22 protein-coding genes are annotated in these 24,901 nt (G+C 65.6%); 6 read left to right on the forward strand and 16 right to left on the reverse strand.

Annotated features, from left to right (window positions below):
• The first annotated feature begins 172 nt into the window (after positions 1 to 172).
• Together E1N52_RS30550 and E1N52_RS30555 are read left to right on the forward strand one after the other, a co-directional pair.
• A complete protein-coding gene (locus tag E1N52_RS30550) occupies positions 173 to 1,114 on the forward strand; it encodes a sterol desaturase family protein (RefSeq protein ID WP_133186888.1) in 942 nt (313 codons plus the stop codon).
• Positions 1,115 to 1,204: 90 nt separating this feature from the next.
• Positions 1,205 to 1,915, forward strand: a complete 711-nt coding sequence (locus E1N52_RS30555) for an SDR family NAD(P)-dependent oxidoreductase (RefSeq protein WP_133186890.1) — start codon at positions 1,205 to 1,207, stop codon at positions 1,913 to 1,915.
• 81 nt (positions 1,916 to 1,996) lie between these two features.
• On the opposite strand, the gene E1N52_RS44225 is transcribed toward E1N52_RS30555, so the two are convergent.
• The 6 genes from E1N52_RS44225 to E1N52_RS30585 form a co-directional block, all read right to left on the reverse strand.
• Positions 1,997 to 2,356, reverse strand: coding sequence for a hypothetical protein (locus E1N52_RS44225; protein WP_165979474.1), 360 nt, complete (start codon positions 2,354 to 2,356; stop codon positions 1,997 to 1,999).
• A gap of 117 nt (positions 2,357 to 2,473) precedes the next feature.
• The gene (locus E1N52_RS30565; RefSeq protein WP_133186892.1) at positions 2,474 to 3,976 is read right to left on the reverse strand and encodes a PepSY-associated TM helix domain-containing protein; all 1,503 of its coding nucleotides are present in this window, start codon (positions 3,974 to 3,976) and stop codon (positions 2,474 to 2,476) included.
• A gap of 89 nt (positions 3,977 to 4,065) precedes the next feature.
• Complete coding sequence (locus E1N52_RS30570; RefSeq protein WP_133186894.1) at positions 4,066 to 6,462, reverse strand: TonB-dependent receptor; 2,397 nt, start codon at positions 6,460 to 6,462, stop codon at positions 4,066 to 4,068.
• A gap of 101 nt (positions 6,463 to 6,563) precedes the next feature.
• Positions 6,564 to 6,935, reverse strand: coding sequence for a DUF2946 domain-containing protein (locus E1N52_RS30575; RefSeq protein ID WP_205965686.1), 372 nt, complete (start codon positions 6,933 to 6,935; stop codon positions 6,564 to 6,566).
• Between the two features lie 190 nt (positions 6,936 to 7,125).
• A complete protein-coding gene (locus tag E1N52_RS30580; RefSeq protein ID WP_133186896.1) occupies positions 7,126 to 7,788 on the reverse strand; it encodes a response regulator in 663 nt (220 codons plus the stop codon).
• Positions 7,789 to 7,965: 177 nt separating this feature from the next.
• The gene (locus tag E1N52_RS30585) at positions 7,966 to 8,409 is read right to left on the reverse strand and encodes a hypothetical protein (protein WP_133186898.1); all 444 of its coding nucleotides are present in this window, start codon (positions 8,407 to 8,409) and stop codon (positions 7,966 to 7,968) included.
• 387 nt (positions 8,410 to 8,796) lie between these two features.
• Here E1N52_RS30585 and E1N52_RS30590 point away from each other — a divergent pair, with 387 nt between their 5' ends.
• On the forward strand, positions 8,797 to 9,387 hold the full coding sequence (locus E1N52_RS30590; protein ID WP_133186900.1) for a BPSL1445 family SYLF domain-containing lipoprotein: 591 nt from the start codon (positions 8,797 to 8,799) through the stop codon (positions 9,385 to 9,387).
• 35 nt (positions 9,388 to 9,422) lie between these two features.
• Positions 9,423 to 9,860, forward strand: coding sequence for an acyl-CoA thioesterase (locus tag E1N52_RS30595; RefSeq protein WP_028203609.1), 438 nt, complete (start codon positions 9,423 to 9,425; stop codon positions 9,858 to 9,860).
• A 14-nt stretch (positions 9,861 to 9,874) separates the two neighbouring features.
• Here the strand turns inward: E1N52_RS30595 and surE are convergent, their stop codons facing one another.
• Positions 9,875 to 10,663 carry a 5'/3'-nucleotidase SurE gene (gene surE, locus E1N52_RS30600; RefSeq protein ID WP_133186902.1) on the reverse strand — a complete coding sequence of 263 codons (789 nt, stop codon included), beginning with the start codon at positions 10,661 to 10,663 and terminating at the stop codon, positions 9,875 to 9,877.
• A gap of 172 nt (positions 10,664 to 10,835) precedes the next feature.
• Here surE and ydiK point away from each other — a divergent pair, with 172 nt between their 5' ends.
• Both ydiK and E1N52_RS30610 read left to right on the forward strand, forming a co-directional pair.
• Complete coding sequence (gene ydiK / locus E1N52_RS30605) at positions 10,836 to 11,918, forward strand: AI-2E family transporter YdiK (protein ID WP_133187022.1); 1,083 nt, start codon at positions 10,836 to 10,838, stop codon at positions 11,916 to 11,918.
• A gap of 200 nt (positions 11,919 to 12,118) precedes the next feature.
• Complete coding sequence (locus E1N52_RS30610; RefSeq protein ID WP_133186904.1) at positions 12,119 to 14,809, forward strand: ATP-dependent Clp protease ATP-binding subunit; 2,691 nt, start codon at positions 12,119 to 12,121, stop codon at positions 14,807 to 14,809.
• A 37-nt stretch (positions 14,810 to 14,846) separates the two neighbouring features.
• Here the strand turns inward: E1N52_RS30610 and E1N52_RS30615 are convergent, their stop codons facing one another.
• The 9 genes from E1N52_RS30615 to E1N52_RS30655 form a co-directional block, all read right to left on the reverse strand.
• Entirely contained in the window at positions 14,847 to 16,082 is a 1,236-nt protein-coding gene (locus E1N52_RS30615) for a type II toxin-antitoxin system HipA family toxin (protein WP_133186906.1), read from the reverse strand.
• Positions 16,079 to 16,357: a helix-turn-helix domain-containing protein gene (locus tag E1N52_RS30620; protein WP_133187024.1), complete on the reverse strand. Its 279-nt coding sequence runs from the start codon at positions 16,355 to 16,357 to the stop codon at positions 16,079 to 16,081. Before E1N52_RS30620 ends, E1N52_RS30615 begins: the two co-directional genes overlap by 4 nt.
• A gap of 222 nt (positions 16,358 to 16,579) precedes the next feature.
• On the reverse strand, positions 16,580 to 18,217 hold the full coding sequence (locus E1N52_RS30625; RefSeq protein ID WP_133186908.1) for an AMP-binding protein: 1,638 nt from the start codon (positions 18,215 to 18,217) through the stop codon (positions 16,580 to 16,582).
• Positions 18,218 to 18,266: 49 nt separating this feature from the next.
• Positions 18,267 to 18,683 (reverse strand): RidA family protein, encoded by a 417-nt coding sequence (locus tag E1N52_RS30630; RefSeq protein ID WP_133186910.1) that lies wholly within the window; start codon positions 18,681 to 18,683, stop codon positions 18,267 to 18,269.
• A 41-nt stretch (positions 18,684 to 18,724) separates the two neighbouring features.
• The gene (locus E1N52_RS30635; protein ID WP_246089275.1) at positions 18,725 to 19,912 is read right to left on the reverse strand and encodes an acyl-CoA dehydrogenase family protein; all 1,188 of its coding nucleotides are present in this window, start codon (positions 19,910 to 19,912) and stop codon (positions 18,725 to 18,727) included.
• Between the two features lies 1 nt (position 19,913).
• Positions 19,914 to 20,768, reverse strand: a complete 855-nt coding sequence (locus tag E1N52_RS30640) for an enoyl-CoA hydratase family protein (RefSeq protein WP_246089276.1) — start codon at positions 20,766 to 20,768, stop codon at positions 19,914 to 19,916.
• Positions 20,769 to 20,803: 35 nt separating this feature from the next.
• Entirely contained in the window at positions 20,804 to 21,367 is a 564-nt protein-coding gene (locus E1N52_RS30645) for a MarR family winged helix-turn-helix transcriptional regulator (RefSeq protein WP_133186916.1), read from the reverse strand.
• Entirely contained in the window at positions 21,364 to 22,143 is a 780-nt protein-coding gene (locus E1N52_RS30650) for an SDR family NAD(P)-dependent oxidoreductase (protein WP_133186918.1), read from the reverse strand. Before E1N52_RS30650 ends, E1N52_RS30645 begins: the two co-directional genes overlap by 4 nt.
• Positions 22,144 to 22,145: 2 nt before the next feature.
• The gene (locus E1N52_RS30655; RefSeq protein ID WP_133186920.1) at positions 22,146 to 24,506 is read right to left on the reverse strand and encodes a bifunctional salicylyl-CoA 5-hydroxylase/oxidoreductase; all 2,361 of its coding nucleotides are present in this window, start codon (positions 24,504 to 24,506) and stop codon (positions 22,146 to 22,148) included.
• Positions 24,507 to 24,901: the final 395 nt, after the last annotated feature.

The raw sequence follows: 24,901 nt of genomic DNA on the forward strand, positions 1-24,901 counted from the left end.
TATCGACGTGTTTCGCGCGCGTGGCGCGTGACATATCCCGACATACTTTGCGCGTGGTTTTTCCCTCTGCGCGCCACTACAGTGCCCTTCATCCGACGCGCCGCCGCGACTCCTGCGTGCAACACGCGTCTTTCCTCACCGCGCAAGACGCGCTTATTGCACACGATCCATCATGCTCACCACAGGAAAACTCGCGTTCTATGTCACGCTGTTCGTCGTCGCCGTCTCGCTGATCGAGGCGTGCGTGCTCACCTTCAGGAAGCGCCGCGAAGCGGCGGGCGAGGCCGCTTTCGATTGGTCTGAAGTTTGGCTTTCGCTCGCCGACCTCGCGGGCCGCAAGCTCCTCGCGTTTCTGCCGCTTTCGCTTGCCGCGCCGATCCTGGATTTCGCGTGGGAGCATCGGCTTTTCACGCTGCATATCGACACGGTTGCGCTCGTGCTGCTGGTCTTTATCGGTCAGGAGTTCTGCTATTACTGGTATCACCGCGCGTCGCACCGCATCCGCTTTTTCTGGGCCACGCATGCCGTGCACCATTCGCCGAACCAGTTGACGCTTTCGTCTGCCTACCGTCTGGGGTGGACCGGCAAGCTCACCGGCCCGGCCATGTTCTTCGGGCCGCTCGTGTGGCTCGGCGTGCGGCCCGAAGTCGTGCTCGCCATCCTTTCGCTCAACCTGCTCTATCAGTTCTGGCTGCACAACACGTGGATTCCGAAGCTCGGCTGGCTCGAGTACGTGTTCAACACGCCGTCCAACCATCGCGTGCACCATGCTTCGAACGTCGATTATCTCGATGCCAATTATGGTGGAGTCCTGATCATTTTTGACCGTCTGTTCGGTACCTATGTGCCGGAACGCGCCGATGAGCCTTGCCGCTACGGGCTCGTGACGCCCGTGCGCTCGCGCAATCCATTCGTCGTCGAACTGGAACACTGGGCGACGCTCGCACGCGATGTCGTGATGGCAAAGGACATCTGGACCGCCGTGCGCTATGTTTTCCTGCCGCCGGGCTGGCGCGCGGACGGCGGCGGCGACACCACGGAGAACCTGCGCAAGCAGCACGCGCTCGCCACGGTACGCGCGGATGTTTCACGCGGACGCCCGCGTGCCGGTTGATGGAAGGCCGCGGCTCGCGTAACGTGGCGCCAGCGGCGCCCGCATCGATCGCGGGCCGCATCGAATTCAGGTTAGCAAAGGAATAAGAGCATGGAAAACGGTTTGAACGGCAAAGTGGTCGCGGTGACGGGCGGCTTCGGCAGCCTCGGTCTGGCGACGGCGCAATTGCTGGCCGAACGCGGCGCCCGCGTGGCGCTGGTCGGCCGGGGCGCTGCCCCCGAAGCGGCGGCGCTGCCTGCCGCGCTCGCAAACGCGCTATGCATGGGCGGCGTCGATCTCGTCGACGCGAAGGCGGCCCAAACTGCGTTCGGCGCGTTGCAGGAGCAGCTTGGCGGGCTCGACGCGCTCGTCAACGTGGCGGGCGCGTTCCGTTGGGAAACCATCGGCGACGGCGATGCGCACACGTGGGATTTGATGTTCGATTTGAACGTGAAAACGGCGCTCAATGCCTCGAAGGCCGCTCTGCCTCATCTCGTGCAGAGCGGCGCGGGGCGTGTGGTCAACATCGGTGCGGGCGCGGGACTCAAGGCGGGGATCGGGATGGGCGCGTATTCGGCGTCGAAGGCGGGCGTGGCGCGTTTGACGGAAGCGCTCGCGGAAGAGCTGAAGGACAAGGGTGTGACGGTGAACGCGATTTTGCCGAGCACCATCGACACGCCGCAAAACCGCGCCGACATGCCGGACGCCGATTTCACGCGCTGGGTGCAGCCGCGCCAGATTGCTACGGTGATCGCGTTTTTGCTGGGCGAGGACGCGCAGGCAATTACGGGAGCGCTGATTCCCGTGAACGGGCGCGTATAGGAGCGGTGCCGCTGTTGCGCGCACGGCGCACGCAGGGGCCGCTGCGATCGAGCGGTCCCGCTGTGATTGCGCCGTGACGGGTTAGTGGCCGTGGCCGCCGCCGGCCCCCATGCCACCGCCGCCGCCTTGCCACGTGCCGCCACCGCCTCCATGCCAGCCGCCGCCGCCGTGTCCGCCGCCACCGTGCCAACCGCCGCCATGGCCGCCGCCGTGCCAGCCGTGGTGATAGCAGCATCCGCCGCCACCGCCCCAGATGGCGATGCCGCCATAGCCGCCGCCGAAATAGCCGGGGTAGTAGTCGTAGCCGTAGGCGTACGGATAGCCCGAGTAGTAGGGGTAGCCGTAGTCATAGCCGTAGTATCCCGGGTAACCGGGATAGGGCGCGACCGCGCAGCCCGCGAGCACGGCTGCCGCGCCCAGTGCCGAAATAAGCCGCAACACGATAATCTCCGCATATATACGTTTGAAACCGTTTGGCGCAGCCAGGTTCAGACGCATTTGTGTCCGCAGATTACCGCAGGGCCGCCGCGGCCGCTGACGCCGGCAAGACGGCAGCCTCTAGGCGCGCCGGAAGGCTGCCCGGTCGAACAGCCAGACCGCCACGAGCGTCGCGCCCATCAGCGGAAACACGATACCGAGCAGCACGAGACCGGTCTTCCAGGCGTGCAGCGGCGGCGCGGCGCGCTCGCGTGAGGGCGCGGCCAACATCGATGCGCCTTTCGCGCGCGCGGGACGGCGTATCCACCACATCACGAAGCCCGTCACCGCGAGTGCGCCAAGGCCCAGGGAGATCGCCGCGCAGATCAGCTGGTTGGCGAGGCCAAAGTAGCGGCCCATGTGCAGCGACGTGGCATATGAAACGGCCTGCGAAACTGCGCCGTAATCCTCATAGCGAATGTCCTTGAGCACGGCGCCGCTGTACTGGTCGATATACACGGTGCGTTCCGCTTTCGGATCGGGCGGAAAGTACGAGACCGTGTACACGCCATCGGGCGTGGCGGGCAGCACGATGTCGTAACCGTCGTGCACGCCGAGATCGCGCATCTGGGCGACGACCTGGGCGAGCATCCAGTGTTGCGGTGCGCCGGACGTTTCGGGCGAGTGCGGCACGGGAACCGCGCCGACCGCCCAGGGCACGAGCGGCAGCGGCATGTCGTCCATCACCATGCCCGGCATCGACGCCATGTCGTGGCCCGCGTGCTCTCCGCTGTGTTCTTGTCGATCGGCATGGCTTGCGGGCGGGTTCGCTGCTGCAGCAGTGGCAGCGGCCGGCGCACCCGGCACGGCCGACTTCAACGCGAGGCCGCCGCCCCATGCGCCGCGCGGCGCGCCGAGGCTCGCGCGCGTGGCGAGCGCCTTGAACTGCTTGCCCCACGAGCCGGTCCACGGCAAGCCGCTCAGCACGAACGCGAGTGCGCCCACGGCGAGCCAGATGCCGACGCTCGCGTGCACGCTCTTCCAGAACGGCCGTCCGCGCGTGCCGAAGCGAGGCAGAAGCGCGGCTCGCCACGACGCGCCCGCGCGCGGCCACCAGAGTGCAATGCCGGTGGCGATCATCACGAGCGTCCAGCAGGCGGCCAGCTCCATGAGCAGCTCGCCGGGCTTGCCGAGCAGGAGCTTGCGATGCAGCATGCGGTCGACCTGCATGAAGCGGCGATCGACGTCGAGCGTGCCGAGCACCGCGCCATCGTATGGATTCACGTAGACGCTCTCTTTGGTCCCGCCAGGCAGCGCGAAAACGAATTCGGCGCTGCGCGCGGGATTCGACTCGACGTGCGCGCGTAGCGCCCGCGCGTCTGGCGGCAGCGCGGTTCGTGCGCGGGCCAGCAGCGCATCCACGGGCAGGCGTGGTGTCGCCGCCGGCGCGACCACCAGCCGATGCGGGTAAAGCAGCGGTTCGATCTGCGGTTGAAAGCAGTAGATCGTGCCCGTAATGGCGAGCACGAGCAGCAAGGGCATGACGAAGAGGCCCGCGTAAAAATGCCAGCGCCACAGCGTGCGGTAGCCGGGCTGCGCCGCGTGGGTCGGCGGTGCGCTGACCGGGTCGGATATCGTGGACATCGGGGACTCCCTGTCGAGCCGGCATGGCTCGAGTGCATGGATGATTCAAACGAAAACGCGGACGCAAACGAAGGCCGCGAGCGAGCCGCTCAAATGCCGAGCTTCGCTTCGAGGTAGTAGGTGCGGCCTGGGTACGGGTGATAGACGAAGTAGCGCGCGTCGAACAGGTTATCGATGCCCACGCCTATCTCGCTCTTCTTCGTCGGCCGGAAGGTGTACTTCACATCGGCGACCGTGTAGGTGCTCGTGCCGCCGAACACGTTCGGGTTCGTGTCCGTGTTCGTGAGCGTGTTGTACTGGCGTCCCGAATAGCGCGCGGCGAGCGTGAGCGCGGAGCGGGCATCGAAACGGTAGGTCGCGACGAGATTCGCGCGCCACAGCGGAATGCGGTAGAAGTACTTGCCGACGCTCGCCGGATTCTGCGCGTTCTCCAGAATCTTCGACTGCGTATACGCCACGCTCGCCGCGAGATCGAGCCCGCGCAGCATGACGTCTTCTCCCTGATAGCTCGTTTCCACGCCGCGCGAGCGTACCTTGCCGATGTTCTGGAAGTTCGTGACGTTCGGAATGACCGTCGTATCGGTCTGGCTGAAGATCGTGTTTTTTACGTCATCCTGAAAGAGCGTCAGGCGGAACAGGCCGTTCCAGTGCGCCCATTCGGCGCTCAATTCCTTCGAGAGATCGTCCTCGGGGCGCAGGTTCGGATTGTTGTTGACGATGGACGAGCCGTTCACCTGCCCCTGGAACAACTCGCTCACAGTCGGGAAGCGGTAGGCGCGTGCAATCGATGCACGCAGCGTGAGGTCGTCGGTCACGTCGAACGAGAGCGAAGCCTTCGGCGAGAAGTGATGGTCGCCCACGTTCGCATAAGGCACGTTCACGCCGCCGAGTGCCTGATAGCCGTCGAAGGCGCGCCAGTTTTCGTAGCGCACGCCGTAGACGAGCTTCCAGCGCGGCAGGAAGCGCCACGCGTCCTGCGCATAGAGCGCCTGGGTTTCGGTCTTGCCCGCGAAGGCGTTGGCGAAACTATTCGCACCGCCGTCGCGCCACGCGAGCGTGTTGTACGTGCGGTTGTCGAGCGCGTAGTCGTCGTAGTGATAGCCGAAGGTGAGCCAGTGGGCGGCGAGTCCGGCGTCAGGCGTGGTGGGCGTCCACGTCGTCTTGAGGTCGAGCGTCTTCCAGCCGGTACCGTCGCCCAGCGTCATGACGCCGGGACCGTTGCCGGGTCCGCCCGCATTCGCCGTGCGCGCCACACTGTTGCTTACGTCGTAGTACGAAGCAATGGCCTCCGCGTTCCAGCCGGTGGCCTGATGCGTGCGCAGCGTTGCGCCATACAGCCAGTTTTCGCTCCAGCCGCGGCTCGGTGCGAACGCTGCTGCGGGAATGGTGTACTCGTAGCCGTTGATCGACACCTTGCCGCTGTACACGGGGTTGCCGTTTGCGTCGTAAAGGAAGGTCGAGGTCGCGTTGTTATAGGTCTGGTGCCAGTAGCCGAGCGTCACGCCGCCTTGCACAGTGGGCGTAAAGTCGTACTGCATGCGCAGCTTGAACTGGTCCTGCACCGTGTGCTGCATGCCTTCGCCGTTGACGCCGAGCACGACGGTGGGCGTGTTCGTCTGGTTGTTGTAGAAGTACGCGCCACGCACGGGCACGTCGCCCGGCTGCGCGGGTTTCGTCGACTGCGCAAGCGTCGCGAACTGCAGCGGCTGGCTCGTGTTCTCCAGGTGGTTCACGCCAAGCAAATACGAGAACTTGCCGATGCGGTCGCCGATCGACGCGCTCATCTCGCTGCCGTTGAAGTTCTGGTTCACGCCGAAGAGGCTGAAATGCTGGGTGAACGCCTTGACGTCCGCGGTCGCTTCGAACGACTTCGGCATGCGCGTGGTGATGAGCACGGTGGCGCCGAGCGAGTTGCCGGGATAGAGCGCGGAATACGGCCCATAGATCACATCCACCTGCTGGATCTGGTCGGGGAACACCATCGACCAGCGTGGCGGAAAACTGTAACTGTTGCCGAGCAGGTTGGAGAGCAGCAGGCCGTCGGCATACACGAGGCCGCGCGCGCTTTGCGTATTGCTCGTGCCGCGCACGGCAATGATCGAGTTCAGATCGCCCACGTAACGCTTGCGTACGGCGAGATTGGGCAGGTATTTGAGCACGTCCTCGGTGTTGACGACGTTCCAGTTCGAGAACTGCGCGGGCGTGACGGTCTCCACCGTCGCGGGCAGGTTGGGGTCGACGGCGGGCGCCGCGGCGCTGCTAGCGGAGGCGCTGACCGTGACGGTGGGCAGCGTGGTGGCCGAGGCGGCATCGGCGGCTTGCGCCTCGGCAGCATGGGCTGCATGAGAGACGATGGGTGCAACGAATGGCAGCGGCAAGACGCGCGGCAGTATCGCGAGCGCGAGGCGCCCAGCGTGCCGCAGCGCGCGCGGCGTTGCGCGTTCGCCCGAGCGAACGCCAGCGCCACGCGTGGTGTGCGTGGACATGAGGTGCTTTCCTGGAAACGGGAATCGAGCAGCCGCGCGCGTCGTGCGTGCTCGTTGGGCACGCATTCAGATCGCGGTCGGCCGGCCGGTAAAGGCGTAACTCAGGAAAGGACGGGTGGGGCGCGCGGCCTGCCCGAAGGGAAGGCGCCTAAGGGGAGATCGTGCGTGACGGGCGGCGCGATCGTCTCGCGCGCGAGCACGAGCGCGGCGAGCGGACCGGGCGCGGCGACCGAAGGCATCGCCACATGATGCTCGAGCAGATGGCAGTAGCCGCAAGCGCCGAATGCATCGTCGTGCGAAAGATGCGGCGCGCTACCGGCATCGGCCGGCTGCACGGCGGAGCAGAGCGTGGCGTCCGGCTCATGCGCGTGCTGCGCGGCGACGAGCTGGCTCACGAGCGGCGCAAGCACGATGAGCCACATGGCGACGAGGCCAAGCCATGCGGTCAGCAGTGAATGCTTGCGTGAATTCATGAGAATGAGAATGATTGCGCGGCGGAGTCTAACACGGCCTTTCGCGTTTGCGCACGCGGGTCCGCCGCCCTGAGGGTCGCAATAAGCGTGGCGCGATGTCGCGGCCACCGACGCGTGCGGCGCAAGCAAAACGTCGTGCGGTCTCGCGTTTCAGATTGGGTTCACGCGTCCAGACGGCGTGAACATGGCATCAGGCGAATCCTTGTTCGCCGGCGTATCGAATCAACTCAGCATTCGATTCGAGATGGAGCTTGCGCATGGCCGCGCGCTTTTGTGTGGCGATGGTGGTCACCGAGCGGTTCAGCCGCTTCGCGATTTCGGTGACGCTCAGGCCGAGCGCGAAGAGGCGTACGACTTCGAGTTCGCGCGGCGACAGCGGCTGGGTGCGCTGAAATTCGTCGACGGTCGAGCCTTCCCTGGCAAGTCGCTCGGCAATCCGCGCGGAAAGCGCCGTGCCCGGTTCCGCGAGCGCGCGCCGGCAGACTTCGCCAAGCGCGGGAATCGGCTCGTCTTTGCCGACGAGTCCGGCCACGCCGAGCTGCGTAAGCTGGTGCAGGATGCCGCCGTTGGTGACCATCGTGAACACGATCACTGGCGTGTCGGGATAGAGCCGCCGCAGGCGGCAGACGAGGCGCAGGCCGTCTTCGTCGTCGACGTCGCCTTGCATCGAAAAGTCGGTGATGATCAGCTCGCACCCGGCGTCGCGCAAGGCGTCGATGAGCCCCGCGCCGGAAGCGGCTTTCGCAACCACCCTGAAGCCGGGCAGGGAGTCGAGGTAATCGCTGATCGCTGTCAGCACGACCGGATGGTCATCGGCCACTACGATCCGCACCTCTTGCGTTGCATTCGTCATGGCCGTGAGCGTGTCGCCTGAAGTCGGATAGGCCGGAGGGCGAGACCTGCAGAGCCAGAATTCAGCGTGCGAGTTGCTCTGTCATGGTTTGACGGATTATAGGTCGGGCATTGCTTGTCGTTTTCGGAGTTTGCCTGGGCATGTGGAGGGCGACCCGACTGCGCACGCGATGGGCCCTCAGTCCACCGCTTTGCTGGGCCCGCGCGCGCGGCAGTGAGTGTGAAAGCACGACACTGTGAACCGCTCGCGCGCGCCATCGGACCCGGCGCAGTGCTGGCTGCACGTGCGCGTGATCATCTGCACGACGCGCTGCGGCGCCGGGCGTGCAGCGCCGTGGGAGGCCGTGGCGCGTAGGGCAGCCTGCTGGAGCGGGGCGACTCGGGGGGCGCTGGCCGCGAAGAGGACCAATGAGCAGATGGCCATGGCGCCTGCGAGCGCGCCGGCCGCGGCCAGCAGCCAGAAGCCGCCGTCCGGGGCCCGGCAGAGCAGGCACAGCATGGCGACAAAGCCCACGTAGGGCGGCGCCAGCAGATAGATGCCGGCACCGCTCAGGCGATCGCAGACGCGCGCCAGCATGGGCCTGCGCGGTTGTGACGATCGATCTGGCGTGCTGGGAAACATGGCGAATCTCTTCCGGGGATGAGGCGTGGCGCGGCGGCATGGGGAGTCGCAACCCGCGCGCGGGCATCTCCACAATTTATCGACGGGGAGGCTCCGGCGATATCGAAGGAATTCGAGAAATGGGCGATGTTGCGTTGCATCGATACGCCTGCGGGTGGGGAATTGCTTACATCTCTGCGCGAACTCGATGCCCGCTGCATGGTCCTATACCCCCAAGGATGAGCGGTCATGGCCGCCGCAGGCGGCCGGGTGCCCACACGCCGGATTGCGGTTTTGCCCCGGCGACGGCCATGCGCGCTATCCTGTAGCGCTTTGCGCGCGGCCTGGATGTCCACGATCGGGCCGGCGCGGGCACCAGAAGCCCAATTTGCACAGGAAAACCACCTAATGCGCCGACGTCAATTTCTTCTCAGCTCCAGCGCCGCTCTCGCCGCCAGCGGCCTCGCGCTTGCCGGCTGCACGACAACGCCGCTCGGCACACAGAACAGCGCTTCGCAGAACACGGCAAAGCGCAATTCGATCGACGCGGGCGTCGACGCCACGCTTTCGCGCCTCTTCAGCACAGTGAGCGGGTCGCAGGAACTGATCTCGAAGTCGAGCGGCGTGCTGGTCTTTCCGCAGGTTCTCTCGGCAGGCTTCTGGATCGGCGGTCAGTACGGCACCGGCGCGCTGCGCGTGGATGGCCGCACGACGGGCTACTACAGCACCATTGCGGGCTCGTTCGGGCTGCAGATCGGCGCGCAGTCCAAGGCCATCATCTTCGCGTTCATGAATCCGGTCGCGCTCAACGATTTCACGAGCAGCCAGGGCTGGTTGGCAGGCGCGGACGCCACGGTTGCACTCGTCACGGTGGGCGCGAACGGCAACGTCGATACCTCGACCGCGACGAGCCCCGTGGAAGCGTTCGTGCTGACCAACGCGGGCCTCATGGCCGGCGTGTCGCTGGAAGGCGTGAAGGTGTCGCGGCTCGTGATTTGACGCTGCCGCCAGCAGGCATGAAAGGAGACACACGCATGGCGACGCCCACGTACCGCCGCAAACACAAGATTCATTTCTCGGAGTGCGATCCCGCCGGTATCGTGTTCTACCCGCAGTATTTCGTCCTCTTCAACGATCTCGTCGAGTCGTGGATCGACGAGTTGCTGCCGCAAGAGGGCTATCACGGCGTGATAGGCGCGCGCCGCGTGGGCATGCCGACCGTGCGGCTCGAAGTGGATTTCAAGGCGGTCAGCAAGATGGGCGACGAGGTCTGGCTCTCGCTCGACGTCGAGCGCCTGGGCGGGGCATCGCTCACGCTCGCGTGGGCCTGCACGGGCGTGGACGGCGTGCTGCGGATGGCGGCGCGCCAGACCATCGTGACCACCTCGCTCGACACTCACAAGTCGATTGGCATTCCTGAGGACATCCGCGATGCGATCGCGCGGGCGATGACGGCCGCCGCGCGCGATTGATCATCGATGCATGTTCAGGCGGCAGCGCCGAGCGCCGCTTGCAATGTGACAAACGTTTTTTCGTCGGTGCGTTCGAAATGCAGCGGCGTGACCGAAACGCGGCCGGAGTTCACCACGGCCGTTTCGCTGTCGGGCCCGTTTTCGCGCGGGCCGCGATTGAAGCGCAGCCAATGGTAGTCCATGCCGCGCGGGTCGATCTGCGGTACGACGTCGATGCCTTGCACGAGCCCGACACCCTGGCGCGTGACCGTGAGCGGCCCCGCGGCGCTCGCGTCGATATCGGGAAAATTCACGTTCAGGCAGACGGGCGCGTCATGCGCCACGGCGGCGAGGCGGCGAATCACGTCCGGCGCGAGTGCGCGGGCGGTGTCCCAACGCACGCGCTCGCGGTCACGGAAGGTCTGGCTCAACGCGATGGACGGCAGGCCGAGCAACAGGCCCGTCATGGCTGCGCCCACGGTGCCCGAAAACATCGTCTCCACGCCGAGGTTGCCGCCGCGGTTGATGCCCGAGAGCACGAGCGAAGGGCGCACGTCGCCCATGAGCTGGCGCACCGCCATCACCACGCAATCGCCCGGCGTGCCGAGCACGCCGAAGCGCCGCGCGCCGCGCCGGCTCACGCGCAGCGGCGTATGCAGGCTGATCGAGTGCGAGGTGCCGCTCTGGTCGTGTTCGGGCGCGACGACCCAGACTTCGTGCGCGAGTTCGGCGGCCACGGCTTCGAGCACGGCGAGGCCGGGCGCGTCGATGCCGTCGTCGTTGGTGAGGAGCACGCAGGGCAGTTTCGTATCGGTTGCGGTCATGGCTGGCTCTTCTTCGTTGCAAGGTCGGGGGAAAGGGCCATTATTCCAGAGTGCGTTCCGTGCTGCCGTGCGGGACTTTTGAAACGGATTCGTAGCCTATCCGATATAGACTAGCGCGTCGGCGCCATGAGGCGCGCCCTGCATCGAGGAGAAGTACGTGAAGCCGCAAGCCATGCCGGACCTGGCCCGCATCCTGTTCGTTGTTGCCATACTCTGCGCGCTGACGATCGGCAGCCTCTACGTCATGCGCCCGTTCCTCCCGGGGCTGATCTGGGCCACGACGATCGTCGTCGCGACCTGGCCTGCCATGAAAGCCATCGAGCGGCGCTGCGGCAACCGCCGGTGGCTCGCCACGCTCATCATGCTGCTGATCCTTCTGGTCGTGATCGTGCTGCCGCTCTATGAAGCCATCTCGACGCTCGCCGTGCACGGCGGCGAGATCATGGAACTGATCCGCAAGCTGCCCGACTATGCGTTGACCGCGCCGCCGCAGTGGGTCAGCGACATTCCCGTGGTTGGTTCGCGCATCGCCGCCAAGTGGCAGGAGTTTTCTGACGCCGGCCCCGGCGGTCTGCTCGCGCAGCTCGAACCATACGTTTCGATCGCGGCGCACTGGCTGATCGCCCACGCCGCCTCGGTGGGCGTGTTCGTCATGCACATGTTCATCACCGTCATCATCACGGGCATTCTGTACAGCAACGGCGAGCAGGCTGCCGACTATGTCACGCGCTTCGCCATTCGCGTGGCTCCCGCGCATGGCGAGCAGGCCGTCAAGCTCGCGGGCGCTTCGGTCCGCGCCGTGGCGCTTGGCATCGTCGTGACGGCGGTCCTGCAGTCGGCGCTCGGCGGCATCGGCCTGTGGGTGGCCGGCGTGCCGGGCGCGGGCGTGCTCACGGCCGTGATGCTCATGCTGTGTCTCGCGCAGATCGGGCCGACGCTGCCGTTGCTCGGCGGCGTGATCTGGCTGTTCGTGCACGACGCGCACATTGCGGGCAGCCTGCTCGCGGTGTGGTCGGTGATGGTCGCCATGCTCGACAACCTCGTGCGTCCGGTGCTGATCCGGCGCGGCGTCAATCTGCCGATGCTGCTGATTCTTTCCGGCGTGCTTGGCGGCTTGTTCGCCTTCGGTATCGTCGGGCTCTTCATCGGTCCGGTGATCCTCGCGGTTTCGTCCACCTTGTTGAGCGCCTGGATACGCGAGCCGGCGGCGCAATCGCGCGGAGAGTCCAGCCCGGCCGCCCGCGAGGACGTTTGACGCCGCGCGGGCAACACCATCGATTAGCAAACGTCTCCTCTTGCCGACGCGCAGTTCGATTCGACGTTACGATGACGTCTGAACTTCGCTTCGGCATTCGTTAGAGCATTCATGCGGCGCTCGCGTGCCCATGCCTCGTGCCATTCCTGGTCGCGGGCAGCGCACCGGCGTGCGCCGCGCATCGCTTCCAAGGAGACGAAATGGCTCAGTTCAACTGCGATATCTGCGGCGTGCGCCCCGCTACGGTGCGGGTCGCCGTGTTGCAGGACGGCAGGCGGCGTTTTCTCGATGTCTGCGACTATCACTACGCGCAGCTCACGCGCCATCAACGCACGTTGAGCCCGCTGGAGGCGCTGTTTCGCGCCTCGCAGCAGGCAGACGGTCCGGGCGACGCCGGCGGCCCGGCGGCCGAACCCGCGCCGCAAGCCATGGAAGCAGGCGACGGTGCCATCGTCGAACGCTATTTCAGCGACGTGGCGCGTGAATTGCTCCAGCGCGCGGCGGAGCGGGCGGTGCAATTTGGGCGGCGCGAGGTCGACACCGAGCATCTGCTTTACGAACTCGCGGGCAACGACGCAGGCGCGGCGATCCTCAAGCGTCTCGGCATTCAGCCCGACGATGTGCGCGCGTTCATCGACGCCAATGCGCAGAAGCGCGAAGGCGGGATCGCGCCAGAGGATGGCCGCATAGGTGTCTCGCCGCGCCTGAAGGGCGCGCTCGACCGCGCATTTCTCGTTTCGCGCGAACTGGGTCACAGCTACGTCGCGCCAGAGCATCTGCTCTTCGGGCTCACGCAGGTGCCGGAGAGTTTTGCTGGCCATCTGCTGGGCCGCTACGGCGTCACGCCCCAGAAGGTGTTGCAGCGGCTCGTGGAGGCCCAGGGCGACAAACGCGAGCGTCCCGCCGCGAAGGGGCCGAGCGCGACGCCGCAGCTCGACCAGTACAGCCGCGATCTCACCGCGCTCGCGAGCGAGGGCAAGCTCGACCCCGTGATCGGCCGTTCGAGCGAGATCGAGACCGTGGTCGAAGTGCTCGCGCGCCGGCGCAAGAACAATCCGGTGCTGATCGGCGAGCCGGGTGTGGGCAAGACCGCGATCGCCGAAGGCCTCGCGCAACGCATGCTCAACGGCGACGTGCCCGAATCGCTGCGCGGGCGGCGGCTCGTCGAGCTGAACGTCAACGGGCTGATTGCGGGCGCGAAGTATCGCGGCGAATTCGAAGAACGCGTGAAAGGCGTGATGGAGGAAATCTCGGCGCAGCGCGAAAGCCTCGTGCTCTTCATCGACGAAGTGCACATGATCGTCGGCGCGGGCCAGGGCGGCGGCGAGGGCGGGCTCGACATCGCCAACGTCTTCAAGCCGGCCATGGCGCGCGGCGAATTGAACCTGATCGGCGCCACGACGCTATCCGAGTACCAGAAGTACATCGAGAAAGACGCGGCGCTCGAGCGGCGCTTTCAGCCCGTGTTCGTCTCCGAGCCGAGCGTCGATCAGACGATCAACATCCTGCGCGGCTTGCGCGACAAGCTCGAGGTGCATCACCACGTCACCATTCGCGATGACGCGCTCGTTTCGGCGGCCGAGCTGTCGGACCGCTATGTGATGGGGCGCTTCCTGCCCGACAAGGCCATCGATCTCGTCGACCAGGCGGCTGCGCGCGTGCATCTTTCGGCCACCTCACGGCCTGCGGCGATCCTCGAACTCGAAGCGGAGTTGGCGCAGTTGCGGCGCGAGCAGGACTACGCCGCGACGCGCAAGAACTTCGAGCGCGCCCATACGCTGGATGAGCCGATTGCCGACAAGGAAAAGGCGCTCACGCAGGCCACCAACGACTGGAAAGGCCAGCTCGGCACCGTGACCTCGGACGTGACGAGCGAAGACGTGGCTGAGATCGTCTCGAAGCTCACGGGCGTGCCGGTCACGCAACTGACCGCCGAGGAGCGCACGCGGCTGCTCGAAATGGAAAAGCGGCTGCATGAGCGCGTGATCGGCCAGGAGCAGGCCATCGTCGCGGTCAGCGACGCGGTGCGCCGTTCGCGCGCCGGGCTGCGGCGCGGCCGGCGGCCCACGGCGGTCTTCCTGTTCCTCGGGCCGACCGGCGTCGGCAAGACGGAGCTTGCGAAGGCGCTGGCCGAAGTGGTGTTCGGCGACGAAGACGCGATCGTGCGCATCGACATGAGCGAGTACATGGAGCGCCACGCCGTGTCGCGGCTGATCGGCTCGCCGCCGGGTTACGTCGGCTATGACGAAGGTGGCCAGTTGACCGAGAAGGTGCGCCGCCGCCCCTATTGCGTGATCCTGCTCGACGAAATCGAGAAAGCGCACTCCGACGTCTACAACGTGCTGCTGCAGGTGTTCGACGACGGTCGGCTCACCGACGGCAAGGGGCGCGTGGTCGACTTCAGCAATACGGTCGTGATCGCGACGAGCAATCTCGGCTCCGAAGCGGTCTCGGGGCAGAAGCGCTCGGGGCCGGGTTTTCTGTCGAGCGCCGAAGGGTCGATGCAGGGTGCCGTGATGGGCGAATTGCGCCAGCATTTCCGGCCCGAGTTCCTGAATCGTATCGACGAGATCATCATGTTCCAGCCGCTGACGAGCGACGAGCTGCGCTCGATCGTGCGGCTGCAGCTCGAACAGGTCCGGCGCATGGCGCGCAGCCAGGACATCGACCTGACGTTCGACGACAGCGTGATCGATTACCTCTCGGCGGAGGGATATCGGCCGGAATTCGGCGCGCGCGAGTTGAAGCGCAAGATGCAGCAGGCGGTGGAAAACGAACTGGCGAAGGAAATGCTCAAGGGCGGCGTAAAAGAGGGCGCCAAAGTCGTATGCCGTTACGACGTGGCCGGCAAACGCATGACATTCGCGCCGCAGGAGGCGAGCGCAAGCTGATGCAGGCGGCGGGGCATTGTTGCCCCGGCTCGCGTGTCTAGCGCACTAGCTTCGGGCGCGAGACGGGTTTGACGCCCGGACGTTCGACGGCCCGCCGGATCCTGGCGAGCAGATCGCCCTCGTGGAATCGCGGGTCGTCCGAGAAGCGCTCGGCGACCGTGAGATAGGCGTCGTGCAGCCGGCTCATGATTGCCTCGCTCTCCGCCTGCCGGAGACCGAGGCGCCGGGCGAAGGCATGGAGTTCCGCCGGCAGCGGGAACGTCTTGCTCCGGTTGAGGCTGAGCGCCATGCGCCCATCGAGATCCGGATAGATGTCCGTGCAGACCACGTCGAATACCGGAGCGAGACGGCGCGGCCCGGTCGGATCAATATAGAGGATTCCCAGGTTCTTCATGTGGGCATCACCGTCGCGCAGCAGGCACGAGAGGGCGATGCGCTCGAAAAGGCGGTGTTTCTGCGCCGGGTCCGAACGCGTATAGATGTCCACGGCCTTGGCGATCATCTCGTAGCTGCCCTCGTACTTGGCCTTGCCGGTGAGCACGCTCATGTCCTCGAATCCGAGGGGCGTACCGTTCGCCTCGCGGTCGAAGCGTGACATGACGAAGAGCTTGCCGTCTTCGGAAAGCCAGAAGTCGGGGACTTCGAGCGCCGCCTCTTTCGCCACCGACATGCAGAAGTATTCGTTGCGCGCGAGCCCGGGAAAGTCGTCGCCTTCGGCCTTCACGATCACTGTGCGCAGGGGCAGCGCCGTGTGCTCGGCGGGGCGCGAGGCGTTTTCTGCGGCGAGCGGGACGACCGCCTTCGGCTGCACGCCGGAGATGCCCGAGCCGAGTGCGTAGCGATCGATCAGGCGCTCGAACAGCCGGCCCGACGGCGAGGAAAGCAATTCGTCCAGACGCTCGCCATCGCTTTGCGGCACCCGCTCTCCCGGCACGGAATAGGTGAGCCGCCCGATCTGATTGGTGCCGGCGAGAAAGAGCAGAAACATGTCGCTCGGCGCGCCGTAACGCGCGAGCCGTTCCTCGATGACGAAGCGCAGGTAGCCCTCTGGCCGATTCATCGCGAAGATGCCCATCAGGTCGCCGCTTGCGTAACTCTGGCGCCGCACCGGCATGGTGAGCGAGACGGCCGCCGTGTCCGGCGCGTCGCCGTAATTGAAGACGAAGCGGCTTTCGCGCGCGAGCAGACCGCTCGGTCCCTGCGGCGTATGGACTTCCAGGTTGCGGATTTCGCGCAGAAGCCGCTCGAGGTCGAATGAGGCGCTGGCAGTCATTCGTCGTCCCTGAATATGTCCTTCAGGTCCTCGAGGACGACAGTGTCCATGGGGCGAAGCACGACTTCATAGCCGAGGGCGTTCACGAGCCGGCAGAGTTCGCGTACGCCGACGTTGCCTGCGTGTTCGGCGTTCGTGACGGTGCGGCGGGCGACGCCGGCCTGCTCCGCGAGCGCCTGCTGGGTCAGCTTGCGCTCGCGTCGCGTCGCGCGCAGGCCTTCTGCCAGGCGCTCGACGTTCGAAATCGAGAGGTTCGCGGATTTTTTGCGCATCATAGTGCGCATTATAGGTCGTTGTTGGAGGTCTTGCGCATAATTCTGCGCATCAAGCTGACAGGATCTCGCACCCGTGGAATGCGCACGATTCTGCGTAAAGCAGCAAAAATACGCCGATATACGCAAAATAATGCGCATATCGGTGTCTTGGGGTGCGATGCCTGATCGTTAAAAATTCCACGGTTTACGTCGTATTTTTCACTCGCTACGAGCCGCGCCGTTTCACATCGACCGCAACGCCGAGCGCTTGAGCTTGCCGGTCTCGGTGCGCGGCAATGCGTCGATAAACGCGATCAGGCGCGGATATTTGTACGCGGCCACCGCGTTCTTCACGAAGTTCTGCAATTCGGCGACCAGGGCGTCGCCGGCGCTGAAGCCTGGGCGCAGGACGACGAACGCCTTCACCACCTGGCCACGCACTTCGTCGGGCACACCCGTTACGCCGCACTCGGCCACCGCGGGGTGCTGCATCAGCACCGTCTCGACTTCGGGCCCCGCGATGTTGTAGCCCGACGAAACGATCATGTCGTCGGAGCGGGCCTGATAGAACACATAGCCGTCGGCGTCGATGGATACGGCGTCGCCGGGCAGATTCCAGCCGCCGCGCACGAACACGGCCTGGCGTTCGTCGGCGAGATAGCGGCAGCCGGTCGGGCCGCGCACGGCGAGATTGCCCGTCACGCCGGGCGCCACCGGCTGCAGGTCATTGTCGAGCGCCTGCACGACGTAGCCAGGCACTGCGCGGCCGATCGAGCCGGGGCGCACATCGGCACCCGCGGACGAGACGAAGATATGAATCAGCTCAGTGCCGCCAATGCCGTCGATCATCTCGATGCCCGTCGCGTCGCGCCATAGATCGCGCGTGGCCTGCGGCAGCGCCTCCCCGGCGGATACCGTCTTGCGGAGGCTGGCCAGGTCGTACTGCGTGACGAGCGCCGCCATCTGCCGGTAGAACGTGGGTGCGGTGAAGACGATGGTCGCGTGAAAACGCTGGATCGTGTCGAGCAGCAGCGCCGGCGTGAGCTTTTCGATCAGCACGGTCGACGCGCCGACGCGCAGCGGAAAACACAGCAGCCCGCCCAGTCCGAACGTGAACGCGAGCGGCGGCGTGCCGCAGAACACGTCCGCGGCCGTGGGCTTCAGGATGTGACGCGGGAACAGGTCGCACATGGCGATCACGTCGCGGTGAAAGTGCATGCAGCCCTTGGGCATGCCCGTCGTGCCGCTGGTGAAGGCGATCAGGCAGACGTCGTCGCTGGCCGTGTCGCAGGCCGTGAAGTCGGCCGGCTTGTCTGCTGCGAGCGCTTCCAGCGTGCCCGGCGCAGTGTCGTGAAAGTAGCAGACCTGTTTGATGCCTTCGCAAAAGAACTCGTCGGCGGGGTCCATGCAGCGCGCGAGTTCTTCAGTGAGCCGCACGTCGCACAGCGCCGCGCAAACCTGCGCTTTGTCTGCGATCTGCTTGAGTTCCTTCGCGCGTAGCAGCGGCATGGTGGGTATCACCACGAGGCCTGCCTTGAGCGACGCGAGAAACGCCACCGCCATCTGCAACGTGTTCGGCCCGCGCAACAGGACGCGGTTTCCCGGCTGCAGCCCCATATCTTCCACCAGCACGCGGGCGCTGCGATTGACGAGCGCAAGCAGTTCGGCATACGTGGTGGCTTGCGGCTTGCCGTCGACGTCCGACCAGATGGCCGGGCGTTCGCCGTGCCCGGCCTCGATCGCGCGGTCCAGCAACTCGACCGCGCAATTCATGCGCGCAGGGTAGGCGACGTCGGGATTGTCGAGCAGCATGTCGGGCCACTGCGACTCGGGCGGCAGATGATCGCGGGTGAACGTATCGACATGGGCGGTGGGTTGCATGGCGTCTCCGGCTGTCTGTATGAGCTGATCGTTCTAGTGCGTGGGCGGTCTATCGGCGCGTGAGACGCGCGTCGTCGGGAATCACGGCTGTCGCTTCGATTTCCACTTTTGCGTCGTCTTCCATGAGCGCGACGACCTGCACGGCGCTCATGGCGATGTCGTAGTCGCCAATCAGCTCGCGAAACGCAGCGCCAATTTCCTTCAGCGATGCCAGGTACTCCTTCTTGTCGGTGACGTACCAGGTCATGCGCACGAGGTGCTCGGGCTTGCCACCCGCGGTTTCGAGTATGGCAACGATATTGCGCAGTGCCTGCACGGCCTGCGCGCCGAATTCGCGGCTCGTGAAGCGCGCGTTCTCGTCCCAACCGATCTGGCCGGCGATATAAACCTGCGTACCGCTCGCGGCGACGCCGTTGGCATAACCGCGCGGCTTGACCCAGCCTGCGGGAAGAAGGGCTTGTTTCATGTTTCGTCCGTTTCCGTAGAGAAGCGTCGCGCAGCACACGCTTACGCGGCGTTGTATGCCTTGAGCAAGTCACGCCCGACGATGAGCTGCTGCACCTCGGTCGCGCCTTCGTAAATGCGTAGCGAGCGAATCTCGCGGTAGAGCGACTCGACGATATTGCCGCTTTGCACGCCCATGCCGCCCCAAAGCTGCACGGCCGCATCGATCACCTGCTGCGCGCCTTCGCTTGCATGCCACTTCGCCATGGCGGCTTCGCGCGTCACGCTTTCGCCCTGGTCGCGCAGCCACGCCGCGCGATAGACGAGCAGGGCGCTGCTGTCGATGGTGAGCGCCATTTGTGCGAGCTTTGCCTGGGTCAGCTGAAAATCACCGAGCGTCTGGCCGAACATCTTGCGCGAAGCGGCGCGCGCGAGCCCTTCGGCCATCGCGCGGCGCGCGAAGCCTAGCGAAGCTGCGGCAACCGACGTGCGGAAAATATCGAGCGTGCGCATGGCGATCTTGAAGCCTTCGCCCGGCGCGCCGAGCATCTGGCTGCGCTTCACGCGCGCGCCGGTGAAGCGCAGACGCGCGAGCGGATGCGGCGCGATCACATCGATGCGTTCCGCGATTTCGAGCCCGGGCGTGTCGGCATCGACCACGAACGCGCTGATGCCGCGCGAGCCCGGTGCCTCGCCGGTGCGGGCGAACACCACGTAGAAGTCGGCGATGCCGCCATTCGAAATCCACGTTTTTTCGCCGTCGAGCACGTAATCGTCGCCCTCGGCGCGTGCGGCGAGCGCCATCGCGGCGACGTCGGAGCCCGCTTCGGGTTCGGAGAGCGCAAACGCGGCGATCGCTTCGCCGCGCGCGACGCGCGGCAGATAGCGCGACTTTTGCGCTTCGTTGCCGGCCAGCGAGATGGCGCCGGAGCCGAGGCCCTGCATGGCGAGCGCGAAATCGGCGAGGCCCGAGTGCTTCGCGAGCGTTTCGCGCAGCAGGCAGACGGCGCGCGTGTCGATCGTGTCGCCGTGGCCGCCGTAAGCGGTGCCGCCCACGCCGTAGCGCAGCCAGCCGGCTTCGCCCAGCTTGCGCACGAGCGCGCGGCAAGTCGCATCGACATCGTCGTGCGGCACGTGCGCGAGATGCTCACGCGCCCACGCTTCGATTCCCGCGCCAAGCGCGCGATGGCGATCTTCGAAGAACGGCCACGCGAGTGCGTCGTGGAGATTGGTTTCAACGGCAGCGTTCAATTCAGTCCCCTTCGAAAACCGGACGCGTTTTGGCCGCGAACGCCTCATAGGCGCGGCCGAAATCGCGCGTGGCCATGCAGATCGCCTGCGCCTGCGCTTCCGACTCGATGGCCTCGTCGATGCTCATGGTCCATTCCTGATGTAGCATCGTCTTGGTGATGCCGTGCGCAAAGGTCGGGCCGGAGGCGAGATCGGCGGCGAGTTTCTGTGCATCGGCGAGCAGCATTTCGGGCTCGCAGATGCGGTTGTAGAAGCCCCATGCGTGGCCTTCTTCGCCGCTTGCGGAGCGGCCCGTATAAAGCAGCTCGGCCGCACGGCCCTGGCCGATGATGCGTGGCAGAATCGCGCAAGCGCCCATGTCGCAGCCCGCGAGCCCTACGCGCGTGAAGAGGAACGCGAGCTTGCTGCGCGCCGTGGCGTAGCGCATGTCGGAGGCCATGGCGAGAATCGCGCCCGCGCCGGCGCAGACGCCATCCACGGCGGCGATGATCGGCTGCGGGCAGTGGCGCATGGCTTTCACGAGGTCGCCGGTCATGCGCGTGAACATCAGCAGTTCGGGCATCGGCAGATCGATGAGCGGCGCGATGATGTCGTGCACGTCGCCGCCCGAGCAGAAGTTTTCGCCTGCGCCATGCAGCACGATGGCCTTCACGTCCGTCGCATAGGCGAGCTGGCGAAACAGATCGCGTAGTTCTGCATACGATTCGAACGTGAGCGGATTCTTGCGTTCGGGGCGGTTCAGCGTGATGGTTGCCACACGGCCTTGAACCGACCAGCCGAAGTGTTGCGCCTCATAACCGGCAAGCGTGACGCGGTTGCCCGCGAAGAGCGCTTCGGCGCTGGAACGTGTCGTCAAGATATGTCTCCCGGATCTTTGCAAATTCAGTGTGTTCAGCTTTCGAGCCCGTTGCGCAGATGCTGTTTGAGCTTGCCGAGCCGCTCGTGCATCTTCGACTTCTCGTCGAGCGAGAGGCCGCCGAACAGTTCCACCACCCATTGCTCGTGCGCGGCGGCCATGCGGTCGAAGAGGGCGCGGCCCTCGGGCGTTAGGCGCACCACGAAGGCGCGCCGGTCGTCGGGGGCGACGTCGCGCACGACGAGGCCTTCTTTTTCGAGCTGATCGGTAATGCCCGTGACGTTGCCGCCCGTCACCATCAGGCGGCGCGAGAGTTCCGTCATGCGCAAACCTTCGGGGTGGCGCTCGAGCTGCGCCATCAGGTCGAAGCGCGGCAGCGTCGTGTCGAACTCGACGCGCAGGCGGCGGCGCAACTCGGCCTGCACGAGGTTCGTCGTGGTGAGCAGGCGCAGCCACAGGCGCAGGCCCATGTGGCTGTCGGCGCCCGTGCTCATTTCCATGTCGACGACATTCTCGGCCGGCTTTTCGACGCCTTTGCGCGGCGCTTTCGTTGCGGCCTTCGCCGCGGCGTTCTTGCGCGAGGATGCGGGCGATGTCATGTGATCTCTCCACCGGAAACGGATATGGACTGGCCCGTGATCGCGGACGATCCAGGCGCGCACAGCCACAGCACGGCGTTAGCGACTTCTTCCGGTGTGACGAAACGCTGCTGCGGGTTGTGGCGCACGAGGATGCTGCGCGCCTCGGCTTCGCTGCGCGAGGTCTTGCGCGTAATCTGCTCGAGCGACGCCTGCAGCAGTTCCGTTTCCGTGTAGCCGGGGCAAACGGCGTTTACGGTCACGCCCTGCGTGGCCACTTCGAGCGCCAGCGCGCGCGTCATGCCGATCACGCCATGTTTCGAGGCGCAATAGGCGGCGACATACGGATAGCCGACCTGGCCCGCCGTGCTTGCGACATTGACGATGCGTCCGGCCTTGCGCGCGAGCATGCCGGGCAGCGCCGCGCGCGTGCACAGAAACGCGCCCGTGAGATTCACGTCGAGCATGCGCTTCCACAGCGCGAGGTCGGTTTGCGTGAATGGCGCGGCCTGAGCCTGGCCCGCGTTGTTCACGAGGATATCGATGGCGCCAAGCGCTTCGGCCGCACGCGCGAACGCGGCGTTCACGGCGTCTTCGTCGGTGATATCGACGCTCACGCTAGCCACTTGCTCGCCGCCGCCGAGCGCGGCACGCTGGGCGTCGAGCCGCGCGGCGTCGCGGCCGATCAGCGTAACGCGCGCCCCGGCATGCAGGAGCGCGGCGGCGGTCGCCGCGCCGATGCCGCTGCCGCCACCGGTCACCACCGCATGACGATCGTTCAGGATTGCCTGGTTCATGCTTACACGGTTCCTTCGGCGCGTTGCGCACGCTCGATCGGCGAAAGGCCGGCCGCGGCGGCCGCAGCAGCACGTTCGCGCTCGATGTTGCGTTCGAGTTGCGTCTTGGCCGCCATGTACTGATTCGGCCACTTGATGTCGAGGTAGCCGATGCGCGCGGCTTCGGTGAGCGTCCACGACGGATTGGCCAGATGCGGCCGCGCCACGGCGCACAAGTCGGCGCGTCCGGCTGCGATGATGCCATTCACGTGATCCGCTTCGGAAATCGCACCGACGGCGATCGTCGCGATGCCCGCTTCGTTGCGGATGCGGTCGGCGAAGGGCGTCTGGAACATGCGGCCGAACACCGGCCTTTCTTCCTTGCTCACCTGGCCCGACGAAACGTCGATCATGTCCGCGCCTGCTGCCTTGAATGCACGCGCGATTTCGATGGCATCGTCGGGCGTGTTGCCGCCTTCCACCCAGTCGTGTGCCGAGACGCGTACCGAAATCGGCTTGTCCTGCGGCCAGACCGCGCGAATCGCCTTGAAGACTTCGAGCGGATAACGCAGACGATTTTCAAGCGATCCGCCGTACTCGTCAGTGCGCTGGTTCGTGAGCGGCGAGAGGAAACTGGAAAGCAGATAGCCGTGCGCGCAGTGCAATTCGAGCCAGTCGAAGCCCGCTTCGTCTGCCATTTGCGTGGCTTGCACGAATTGCGCCTCGATTTCGCGCAGTTCCTGGGTACTTGCTTCGTGCGACCACTGGCTCACACCGCGCAGATATTGCTGCGGCGACGCGGAGACGAGCGGCCAGTTGCCGTCGTCGAGCGGCTGGTCGATGCCCTCCCATGCCACGCGTGTCGAGCCCTTGGCGCCGGAATGACCGAGTTGCATGCCGATTTTCGCGTCCGAGTTCGCGTGCACGAAGTCGACGATGCGCTTCCACGCCTGCAGATGCTCGGGCGCATACATGCCGGGGCACGCGGGCGTGATGCGAGCCTCGGGCGAGACGCAGGTCATCTCGGTCATCACGAGCGCGGCGCCGCCCATGGCGCGCGCGCCCAGATGCATGAGGTGATAGTCGCCGGCTACGCCGTCATGGGCGGAGTACTGCGCCATCGGCGAGACGACCACGCGATTTTTCAACGTCACGCCACGCACCGTATAAGGCGTGAACATCGGCGGCACGGCACGCGCCTCGCCACCCGCGCGCTGCGCGAGCCACGCTTCGAAGCCGGCCAGATAATTCGCGTCGCGCTCGCGCAGGTTTTCGTGCGAGATGCGCTGCGAGCGCGTGAGCAGTGAATAGGCGAACTGCTCCGGATCGAACTTCGCGTAGCGGTCCACGTGCTCGAACCACTCCGTGGAATTGCGCGCGGCGTTCTGAATACGCAGGACATCCACGCTGCGCACGTTCGTGTAGTGCGTGAGCGCCGCGCGCAGATCGCCGGGATGCGCTTCCATGCTGTTGGCGAGTTCGATCGCGTCTTCGAGCGCGAGCTTCGTGCCGGAGCCGATCGAGAAGTGCGCGGTGTGCGCCGCGTCGCCCATCAGCACGACGGGCGTTTGCTTGCCGTCGGCCGCGGTTTTCCAGTGCACCCATTCGCGATTGACCACGCGTGGAAAGCGGATCCATTGCGACGAGCCGCGCAGATGCGACGCATTCGAGCGCAGCGCGTGGCCGTCGAGATAGCGCGCGAACAGCTTCTCGCAGAACGCGATGCTGTCTTCCTTGCTCATGGTGTCGAGGCCGGCTGCGCGCCACACGTGATCGGGCGTTTCGACGATGAACGTCGACGTGTTGTCGTCGAAGCGGTAGGCGTGCGCCTGGAACCAGCCCCATTCGGTTTCTTCGAACGCGAACGTGAACGCGTCGAAGAGTTTCGACGTGCCGAGCCACACGAAGCGGCAATTGCGCAAATCGATATCGGGCTGATACGTGGCGGCATATTTCTGGCGCGTGGCGCTGTTCAGGCCGTCGCTCGCGATGATGAGGTCCGCGTGGGTGACGTCGTCGTCGGTGATCTGCGATTCGAACACGAGCTTTACGCCGAGCGCTTCGCAGCGCGCCTGCAGGATGTTGAGCAGACGCTTGCGGCCAATGCCGCAGAAGCCATGGCCCGACGAGCGGATCGCGCTGCCGCGAAAGTGAATTTCGATGTCGTCCCAATGATTGAACGCGTCGAGAATTTCGTCCGCGCTTTCGGGGTCGGCCGCGCGCAGGTTGCCCAGCGTCTGGTCCGAGAACACCACGCCCCAGCCGAACGTGTCGTACGGGCGGTTCCGTTCGATTACGGTGATTTCGTAGTCGGGGTGACGGCGCTTCATCAAAAGGCCGAAATAGAGGCCTGCCGGCCCGCCACCCATGCAAACAATGCGCATGCTCGCTCCTTCGTTCAATCTGCAAGGTCAATGTAGGACCAATTACTTTAGGTGTCAAGTAATTCGCAGGGAAGGGCGGGATGACCCTGGGCGCGCCGGTGAAACTTCTGAATATTTGTGGAACCCTTGCTGCGGCGCGGCGTCAATTCGCCATGACGCAAGCAAAGGGAACATGCAGGCTTTCGTGCGCCTTTCCACGAGGCGCAGCGGCGGAAATGCCGCGATGGCGCGGACGCGGCACCAACGGATGTGGCACCAGAAAAGGGCGGGTGCTGACTCGATGTGCATGGCGCGCACCGTCCGGGCGTACGTTTGCGAGCACGTGGAGGCGCCAGGCGGGCGAAATGCTTACCATGGGTTACGCAGGCCCAATTCGTGTCGAGCTGGCATTAAAG

This window comes from Paraburkholderia guartelaensis, from assembly GCF_004353905.1.
Taxonomy (GTDB): Bacteria; Pseudomonadota; Gammaproteobacteria; order Burkholderiales; family Burkholderiaceae; genus Paraburkholderia; species Paraburkholderia guartelaensis.